An 8,616-nucleotide genomic window follows, 5' to 3' on the forward strand; every position below is an offset into this window, starting at 1 on the left:
TCTAAGTCTGCGTGACTACGATGCTTAGGTGGGTGAAGCCATGGCGATGGTCAAAGCGCTTAACCGGATCACGCTATTAGGAATGCCGAACAGTATTCGCATCACGTAACAATCGACCCGATGGGGCCAGTCGTTACAAGTTCTGATTTATTCAACAAAGACCATCGTTGATGTTCTCGGCGAGCGATACCGTCGAATTTATTCTTAAAGTAGGTGCGGAATGACGGATTCAAGGCTAAAGTAGCCCTAATGGGATGTGCTGTAAGAGGGGGCAAAGGCTCTGGGTGTTCTTTCTGTCAAAACGATATAAAAGTCGGCTTGTTATGACAGAGGGAATAGCCGATGATCCTGAATCAGGATCATCGGCTTTAAATCGAAGGTTTAGATAAGTAACCTGCTAGCGTGTGATATCCGCTTCCGGTGACGGTTTTTCTGACGCTGCGTTCACTTTATACCGTTCCATATACTGGTGCTGGAAAACGCACATACGAATGGTATTGCGGTATTCGCCGTTGATGAAAAACTCGTGGCGCAATTCGGCTTCGACTTCAAAGCCCAGCTTGGCATAAATGTGGATAGCCTTGGTGTTCTCTTTATCCACAATCAGGTACAGCTTGTACAGGTTCAGCACGGAAAACCCGTAATCCATCGCCAGCTTGGCGGCGGCGCTGGCATAACCACGCCCCTGATGGGCGGGGTCGATAATAATCTGGAATTCTGCGCGGCGGTGGATATGGTTGATTTCCACCAGTTCAACCAGACCTACCCGATTTTTTTCAAACTCGATGATAAAGCGCCGCTCGCTTTGGTCATGAATGTGCTTGTCGTAGAGATCGCACAGTTCCACAAAGGCTTCATAGGGCTCTTCAAACCAATAACGCATCACGCTGGCGTTGTTATCCAACTGATGGACAAAATTGAGATCCTCTCGTTCCAGAGGCCGTAAACGCACGATATTGCTCGCGCCAGACATGGTTCCTCCCATTACATGTTTGCCACATGGCAACAGGATGAGTATAGCGTGCTTTGTTCGCAGAACCACCGTTTGCGGGGGGATCAGAGGAAAAGGACCGCGCCCTTATTGTTAAGATCAAAGGGCGCGGCATGGCGGGATTAAAAATCTACGCTGGCGCGCAGCAGCACCTGACGTGGTTCACCCACCGCCACTCGCAGGTTGTTGCCGCTGGACGGGTAGCAGGTTTTATCAAACAGGTTCTTCACGTTCATCTGCCATTTCACCTTGTAGCCGTTAAACGGCACGGTATAGGCAACAAAAGCGTCAGCAACGGTGTAATCATCGAGATAGAAGCTGTTGGCAGCATCTCCCGCACGGCGACCCACGTAGCGCGCACCGGCACCTGCGCGCAGGTCGTCTCCGGCATGCCAGCCAAGCGACCCAAAATCTTGTGTCAGGAACAGCGCGGCGGTGTGGCGGGCGGCGTTGGTCATTTCATTGCCGTTATTTTTCGGATCGGCAACTACGCGCGCATCGGTGAAGGCGTAGCTACCGATCAAGCTCAGCGAATCGGTGAGCTTACCGGCCATATCCAGTTCAACGCCCTGTGAGCGCACTTTGCCTGAGGTGCGTGTCACTGTTTCATTGCCGATGGTTTCATCCACCATCACGTTACGTTTCACGATATCGAACAGCGCCAGGTTGGCGGTGATACGGTCCGGCAGATCGATTTTTGTGCCCACTTCAATAAGAACGGCCCAGTTCAGGAGGAAGTGCGCCGATTTGAGTGGCAATGGACGAATTGGGTTTGAACGACTCGCTGTAGCTGGCGTAGAGCGAACTGTTCGGTGTCAGGCTGTAGATAATGCCGATGCGCGGTACCAAGCGGTGGTAGGAACCGTCGGTGTTGGCGACAAACGGGCGGCCTTTGCCTGCCATGACATCAAAGCTGTCGTAACGTAATCCGCCCAGCAACTGCCAGCGTTCGTTCAGGCGCAGGGTGTCCTGCACGAAAAAGCCGGTGCTGTCGATATTTTCACGCTGATCGCTGTCTTTGGCGCTGACCGTGGTGGATGCGGGCAGTGTGCCGTAGACCGGGTTGTAAATGTTGAAACCTGAGGTTGCTGTGCCACAGATCATGTCGCCACGGAAGGTACGATCGGCTTCATAGTCAACGCCAAACAGCAGTTGATGGTTGATGCGTCCCCAGTCTACGTCGCCATTCAGGGTCAGTTGAACGATTTGCGCCTGACTGCGTGCGTCTGCCGTTGCATCCGGTTGACGGGTTAGTATTCCGGTCGCTGTGTTGAATTTGGTGGCGCGTGCCTGATTGTCGCTATAGCGGTTACGTGCATAGGAATAGGCGAGGTTGCTCTTCCAGCGATCGTTGAGCGTTCGCTCCATCTGGAACGTCACGGTGTCCTGATCGCCGCGCGTGGCGTTATAATGCTCGTCAAAGCGGCGGTCGCGCGGCGTATTGACCGGCTTGCCAGTATTGGGATTTATGATGGTACCGCGATCGAACGGCGTCAGGTATTCCTGATGTTCATAGGCAAGGCGCACCGTGGTGTCATCTCCATACCACATCACTGACGGCGCAACGGTGGTTTGGCGCTTGCGGCCAAAATTGCGCCAGTAATCAGTTTCGTCGTGATCGACCAGCATTCGGTAAGCCAAACCGTTGTCTCCCAGTGGTCCGGTGACATCCACCTGCCCGCCGCCCCCGTTAAAGCTGCTCTGCCAGCCTTCGATATGGGTTTTCTGAACCAGTTCCGGTTTTTTACTGATGATATTGATCACACCGCCGGGTTCACCCATGCCTTACAGCATGGAGGCCGGGCCTTTGAGGACTTCAACGCGTTCGCTGGTAGGCGTGAAATTGCGGGCCTGCATCGAACGAATGCCATCGCGAAACAGGGACCCATCGGGGTTGTCGCCAAACCCACGTTTAATCACCGCATCCTGCGTCCCCCCCCCCCCCCCGAGTGTGTTGGCTTGGGTAATACCGCTGATGCTGTACAGCGCTTCGTCCAACGTGCGTGCCGCCTGATCGCGTAACACCTGCGGTGGCACGACGTTAACCGCCTGCGGCACGTCCAGCAGACGTGCTTCGGTGCGTGTGCCGGTTACGCTTTTGTGCGGTTGATAGCTGCTGTCTGTATCGGCGGTGGCGCGGTCAGATTGCGTGACCACCACGGTATCTTCCTGCGCGCTCGATGAGGCAGCGTGCGAACCCAGTGGCAACAGCGCGATAAGTGGCCAACTGAGACGTATAAAATTAGCGTTCATGTGCGATGTGACTCCAGAATATCCCTTAAAATTCAATAGTTAAGAATTGTTGGTAGAGTTGTTTTAAGGTGTCTTGCGGTTGCAAATCGGCAAACAGATCGGGGTAGAGCGTTTTGGCAAACATCTCCACCATCTCCACCATCACTACGTGATACGGGCTTAGGTAGAAGTTGTGCCACATACTCCAGGCGCACCCCTGCTGCACGGCGTTGAGGTGTGACAGAATGGGCTCTTGTTGCAGTAGGGTGGTAAAGCTGTTTTGCGCTTGCTGCTCGGAAACGTCCGGGCCCAGCATCAGTACCGAGAACCGTTTTCCTTCTGGCCCCACCATGCCGGTGGCGATATAGACATCGGGGTTGGCTGCCAGCACTTTTTCCGGATTGAGTTCACCATAGACGCGCTGAATGCTGTCGGCTGCGATGTTATCGCCACCGGCAAAGCGCAGTAGCTCACCAAGATTGCCACCAACTGCTGTGGTACAGCAGGTATCGCGGCGGCTCAGATGCAGGTGCAGCATCACGGTGGGCTTTTGGCCGTGATAGCGCGCCAGGCGTTGCGAAATGGCGTCCATATGCTGCTGGTAAAACGCGCTGAATGCGGCAGCACGTTCAGTGCGGTTGAGTACTTCGCCGAGTAAACGGACGCTGGGCAGGGTGTTTTTCAACAGTTCGACGCGCAGATCGACATAAATTACCGGGATGCCTGCGCGTTCAAGCGTCTGCTGTAGCGCATCATCCTCCGCCGAGGTTTTAGCCAGACGCGGCAGGATTACCAGATCGGGCTTTAACGGAATGGCTTCGGCATTCAGCGTGCGCGGCCCCCCATCGCCAAGACGCGGGATTTGTGCAATGGCAGGAAACGCGGTGGTGTATTTTTCCCAGCTTTGCGCGTCGTAACGCGCTATATCGCCGGGCCAGCCCACCACGCGCTGTGCCGGATTACCGGGCTCCAGCAACGCAAGGGTATAGAACAAACGGCTTTCACCGAGAAAAAGACGTGAAGGATTATCGGGAATCGTTACCTGACGTCCCAGCAGGTCGGTAACGGTCTTTCCCCAGGCGGTGGTGTTCGCCAACAGCAGCACGACCAGTAACGCTTTGGTCAGGAATAATGCGCGCATATTCGCCCTCTGCATAAAATCGAGCAGGGGAAGTTAATGAGTATGAGAGTGATTATCAATAATGCTAAAGTGGGGAAAGTGCGACAAAACGATAATGTTGTTTTATATTATTAGGATGGTAATAATTTCGTAAGTAAATAAAGTGCCGTTCAGCGGGAACTTTCAGGGCGGCAGAGTGCTACCGCCTGAAAGTCAGTGGGAATTAGCGTTATTCGGCAGCATAACCCTGTTTGGGAATACGCACGCCGTCGAGCCAGGCTTCGCCCTCGCGCATTTTGAGACGCCCTTCGGCAAACCAGTTCACCACCAATGGATAGATGGTGTGTTCCTGGGTTTGTACCCGAGCTGCAAGCGCTTCTTCCGCATCATCACTAAACACTGGGACCTTGGCTTGCAGAATCAGAGGGCCGCCATCCAGTTCGTCAGTCACGAAGTGGACCGAAGTGCCATGTTCCTTCTCGCCATTTTCCAGCGCTTTGCGATGGGTATGCAGGCCCGGGTACTTGGGCAGTAGGGACGGGTGGATGTTCAGCATTTTGCCTGCAAACAGCGCAACGAACTCCGGGCTGAGGATGCGCATATAACCCGCTAGTACCACCAGGTCCGGTTGGTATTGCGCCATCTCTTCTGCCATTGCTGCGTCAAAGGCAGCTCGGTCAGCGAACCCTTGTGGGTCGATGACATAGGCCGGAATCTCGGCTTCTTGCGCCAGTACCAGACCATAGGCTTCTGGATTGTTGCTGAATACGGCCGCGATATTCGCTTTGACACGCTTGCGCGCGCAGGCGTCAATCAACGCCTGCAAGTTGCTTCCTTGACCTGAGAGCAAGACAACGATGTTTTTCATTAATTAATGACCACTGCGTCTCCGGCGTTAGCGGGTTGAATAACGCCGATTTTCCATGCGGTTTCACCCTGGCTATTGAGGAATGCCACGGCTTCCTCTGCCTGTTCAGCAGGCAGTGCGATAATCATACCCACACCGCAGTTAAAAGTACGGTACATTTCGTGACGGCTGACGTTGCCCGTCTGTTCCGGATCGGTTTTGCTCACCTCGAGAATCTTACGTACCAGCGAATAGCCGTTAGAGTGTGGGCCACTGGCTGCCAGTGCTACCAGAGTATCACCCACCTGCACTTTACTTCCGTCGATGATCTCTGATTTTTCAACAACACCGACGCAAAAACCGGCGACGTCGTAATCTTCACCGTGGTACATGCCGGGCATTTCAGCGGTTTCGCCACCGACCAGCGCACAGCCTGACTGCTTGCAGCCTTCGGCGATACCGGTGATCACGCTGGCGGCGGTATCGACATCCAGTTTCCCCGTGGCGTAGTAATCCAGGAAGAACAGCGGCTCGGCCTCTTGAACTACCAGGTCATTGACACACATGGCCACCAGATCGATACCGATGGTGTCGTGGCGTTTCAGATCCATGGCAAGACGCAGCTTGGTGCCGACCCCGTCAGTACCGGAAACCAGAACCGGTTCACGGTATTTTTGGGGCAAGGCGCACAGGGCACCGAAACCGCCCAGACCGCCCATCACTTCAGGACGGCGGGTTTGTTTCACTACGCCTTTAATACGGTCTACCAATGCGTTACCAGCATCAATATCCACGCCTGCGTCTTTGTAGCTAAGAGAGGTTTTGTCGGTCACTGCGGAGTCCCCACGGAGAATACAATTGGTGGTGAGATAGTGAGCATATCCAGCCTGGTGGATCTACCCCTATCGAAGCGCGCTAATTCTAACAGCGAGAGCAATCGTTTGCGAGTGGTGTGTTGCCTGCTTTGCATTTTTCCTGTTCAATGAGAATTTCCCTGCACGGTTGATCTGGATCAGGCTATAACCTGTAGCGCTTAAGCAAAAAAGCAGTATAATCCCGCGATTTTTTTTATGATGGGCTGCCATGTCCGCCCTCGGCGCACCGATTCTGCGTCGTGAGGATATCCGTCCACTTTACTATAGGGGGAATAGAATGAAGGTCGTCGAGGTTAAACACCCGCTCGTCAAACATAAACTTGGCCTGATGCGTGAAAACGATATAAGTACAAAACGCTTTCGTGAACTGGCATCCGAAGTCGGCAGTTTATTGACCTATGAAGCCACCGCCGATCTGGTCACTGAGAAAGTGACTATCGAAGGCTGGTGCGGTCCGGTGGAAGTCGATCAGATCAAAGGCAAAAAAATTACCGTGGTGCCGATCCTGCGAGCAGGCCTGGGCATGATGGAAGGCGTGCTGGAAAACGTACCGAGCGCGCGCATCAGCGTGGTGGGTATGTACCTCAACGAAGAGACGCTGGAGCCGGTGCCTTACTTCCAGAAACTGGTCTCCAACATTGATGAACGTATGGCGCTGGTGGTGGATCCGATGCTGGCGACCGGTGGTTCGATGATTGCCACTATCGATCTGCTGAAGAAAGCGGGTTGCCAGAGCATCAAGGTATTGGTACTGGTGGCTGCACCGGAAGGGATTGCCGCGCTGGAAAAAGCGCACCCTGACGTTGAGCTGTATACCGCCTCGGTCGACAAAGGGCTCAACGAGCATGGCTATATCATGCCGGGTCTTGGTGACGCGGGCGATAAGCTCTTTGGTACTAAATAAGCCGTATCAGCCGACTGAGTAAGTCGGCTTTTTTTTGCGTCGGTTTCGTTGCGCAACGCGCACGACGGTTTTTCCCCCATATTTCGCACGATTTTTATAATCAGCCTCGCTTCCCTACGCGGTGACGCGTGGGGGCGGCTGGTCTGTGATAACGATGCCGGACAAACCGGCTAACCACAACATCAAGTGACTTTTACAGAGGATATAAACGATGACTCGTCGCGCCATCGGGGTGAGTGAACGACCCCCCTTGCTACAAACCATCCCGCTGAGCTTCCAGCACCTGTTTGCCATGTTCGGCGCGACGGTGTTGGTACCGATTCTGTTCAAAATCAACCCTGCGACCGTGCTGCTGTTCAACGGCATTGGCAACGCTCCTCTATCTGTTTATCTGTAAGGGCAAGATCCCGGCGTATCTGGGCTCCAGCTTTGCCTTTATTTCTCCGGTGCTGCTGCTGCTGCCGCTGGGTTATGAAGTGGCGCTGGGTGGTTTTATCATGTGTGGTGCCTTGTTTTGCCTGGTATCGCTGATTGTGCAACGCGCTGGCACCGGCTGGCTGGATGTGATTTTCCCTCCGGCGGCGATGGGGGCGATTGTTGCGGTCATCGGTCTGGAATTGGCCGGGGTTGCAGCGGGCATGGCCGGTCTGCTGCCTGCGGATGGCGTGTCAGTTGATAGCAAAACCGTGATTATTTCGCTGGTGACCTTAGGGGTTACCGTGCTGGGTTCCGTGTTGTTCCGTGGTTTTCTGGCTATCATCCCAATCCTGATTGGGGTGCTGGTGGGATACGCGCTGTCGTTTGTGATGGGCGTCGTCGATTTCGCGCCTATCGCTCAGGCTCACTGGTTTGCACTGCCGACCTTCTATACGCCGCGTTTTGAATGGTTTGCCATTCTGACTATCCTGCCTGCTGCGCTGGTGGTGATTGCCGAACACGTCGGCCATTTGGTGGTTACCGCCAATATCGTGAAAAAAGATCTGATGCGTGATCCTGGCTTGCACCGTTCGATGTTTGCCAACGGCCTTTCTACCATGATTTCTGGTTTCTTCGGTTCAACCCCGAATACCACTTACGGCGAAAACATTGGCGTGCTGGCTATCACCAAGGTCTACAGCACCTGGGTAATCGGCGGTGCGGCAATACTTGCCATTCTGCTCTCCTGCGTGGGCAAGCTGGCGGCCGCCATTCAGGCGGTGCCGGTGCCGGTCATGGGCGGCGTTTCTCTGCTGCTGTACGGTGTAATCGGCGCTTCCGGTATTCGTGTGCTTATCGAATCCAAAGTGGATTATAACAAAGCGCAAAATCTGATTCTGACCTTAGTTATCCTGATCATCGGGGTGAACGGCGCGAAAGTACATTTGGGTGCTGCTGAACTGAAAGGCATGGCATTAGCCACCGTGGTGGGTATTGCACTGAGCCTGCTGTTCGAGCTGATCAACCGCTTCAGAAGCGAAGAAGTGGTGCTGGATGCTGAAGATGATGCCGAGGAGACCTCGCGCGCGTCATAAATTGAGCATTGCTCTGGTTTCCGGGGATGGTATTATCCCCGGAAACAGAAAAAATATGACAAGTGATTGTTAATCATGAAGAAAATAACATTGGCGTTGTTACTGGGTCTTTCGTGTTCTGCTTTTGCCCAAGATG

The 8,616-nt window shown here is 53.9% G+C and carries 5 protein-coding genes and 3 pseudogenes; 3 read left to right on the forward strand and 5 right to left on the reverse strand.

The genetic code is table 11. The annotated features are described in order from the left end of the window. A pseudogene (locus ACTBDZ_RS12535) lies at window positions 1-109 on the forward strand (IS5/IS1182 family transposase); the annotation flags it as partial. A gap of 288 nt (window positions 110-397) precedes the next feature. On the opposite strand, the gene speG reads toward ACTBDZ_RS12535, so the two are convergent. The 5 genes and pseudogenes from speG to purM form a co-directional block, all read right to left on the reverse strand. Further along, window positions 398-973, reverse strand: a complete 576-nt coding sequence (speG, locus tag ACTBDZ_RS12540; RefSeq protein WP_438815559.1) for a spermidine N1-acetyltransferase — start codon at window positions 971-973, stop codon at window positions 398-400. A 140-nt stretch (window positions 974-1,113) separates the two neighbouring features. Then, a pseudogene (locus tag ACTBDZ_RS12545) lies at window positions 1,114-3,244 on the reverse strand (TonB-dependent siderophore receptor). A 25-nt stretch (window positions 3,245-3,269) separates the two neighbouring features. After that, window positions 3,270-4,364 (reverse strand): ABC transporter substrate-binding protein, encoded by a 1,095-nt coding sequence (locus tag ACTBDZ_RS12550; RefSeq protein WP_438815560.1) that lies wholly within the window; start codon window positions 4,362-4,364, stop codon window positions 3,270-3,272. A 208-nt stretch (window positions 4,365-4,572) separates the two neighbouring features. Continuing rightward, a complete protein-coding gene (gene purN / locus ACTBDZ_RS12555; protein WP_438815561.1) occupies window positions 4,573-5,211 on the reverse strand; it encodes a phosphoribosylglycinamide formyltransferase in 639 nt (212 codons plus the stop codon). Continuing rightward, the gene (purM, locus tag ACTBDZ_RS12560) at window positions 5,211-6,023 is read right to left on the reverse strand and encodes a phosphoribosylformylglycinamidine cyclo-ligase (protein WP_438815562.1); all 813 of its coding nucleotides are present in this window, start codon (window positions 6,021-6,023) and stop codon (window positions 5,211-5,213) included. The genes purN and purM overlap by 1 nt, the downstream gene beginning before the upstream one ends. 319 nt (window positions 6,024-6,342) lie before the next feature. Between purM and upp the strand changes: the two genes are divergently transcribed. Both upp and uraA read left to right on the forward strand, forming a co-directional pair. Continuing rightward, window positions 6,343-6,969, forward strand: coding sequence for a uracil phosphoribosyltransferase (gene upp / locus ACTBDZ_RS12565; RefSeq protein WP_438815563.1), 627 nt, complete (start codon window positions 6,343-6,345; stop codon window positions 6,967-6,969). A gap of 211 nt (window positions 6,970-7,180) precedes the next feature. Beyond that, window positions 7,181-8,480 (forward strand): annotated as a pseudogene (gene uraA, locus ACTBDZ_RS12570) (uracil permease). Window positions 8,481-8,616 lie beyond the last annotated feature (136 nt).

Origin of the sequence: Symbiopectobacterium sp. (assembly GCF_051710365.1) — a bacterium.
Classification (GTDB): domain Bacteria; phylum Pseudomonadota; class Gammaproteobacteria; order Enterobacterales; family Enterobacteriaceae; genus Symbiopectobacterium.

Excerpts from the sequence above, each read along its gene's own strand:
- upp (WP_438815563.1), top strand. The coding sequence starts at position 6,343 with ATGAAGGTCGTCGAGGTTAAACACCCGCTCGTCAAACATAAACTTGGC.
- purN (WP_438815561.1), bottom strand. The coding sequence starts at position 5,211 with ATGAAAAACATCGTTGTCTTGCTCTCAGGTCAAGGAAGCAACTTGCAG.
- ACTBDZ_RS12550 (WP_438815560.1), bottom strand. The coding sequence starts at position 4,364 with ATGCGCGCATTATTCCTGACCAAAGCGTTACTGGTCGTGCTGCTGTTG.
- speG (WP_438815559.1), bottom strand. The coding sequence starts at position 973 with ATGTCTGGCGCGAGCAATATCGTGCGTTTACGGCCTCTGGAACGAGAG.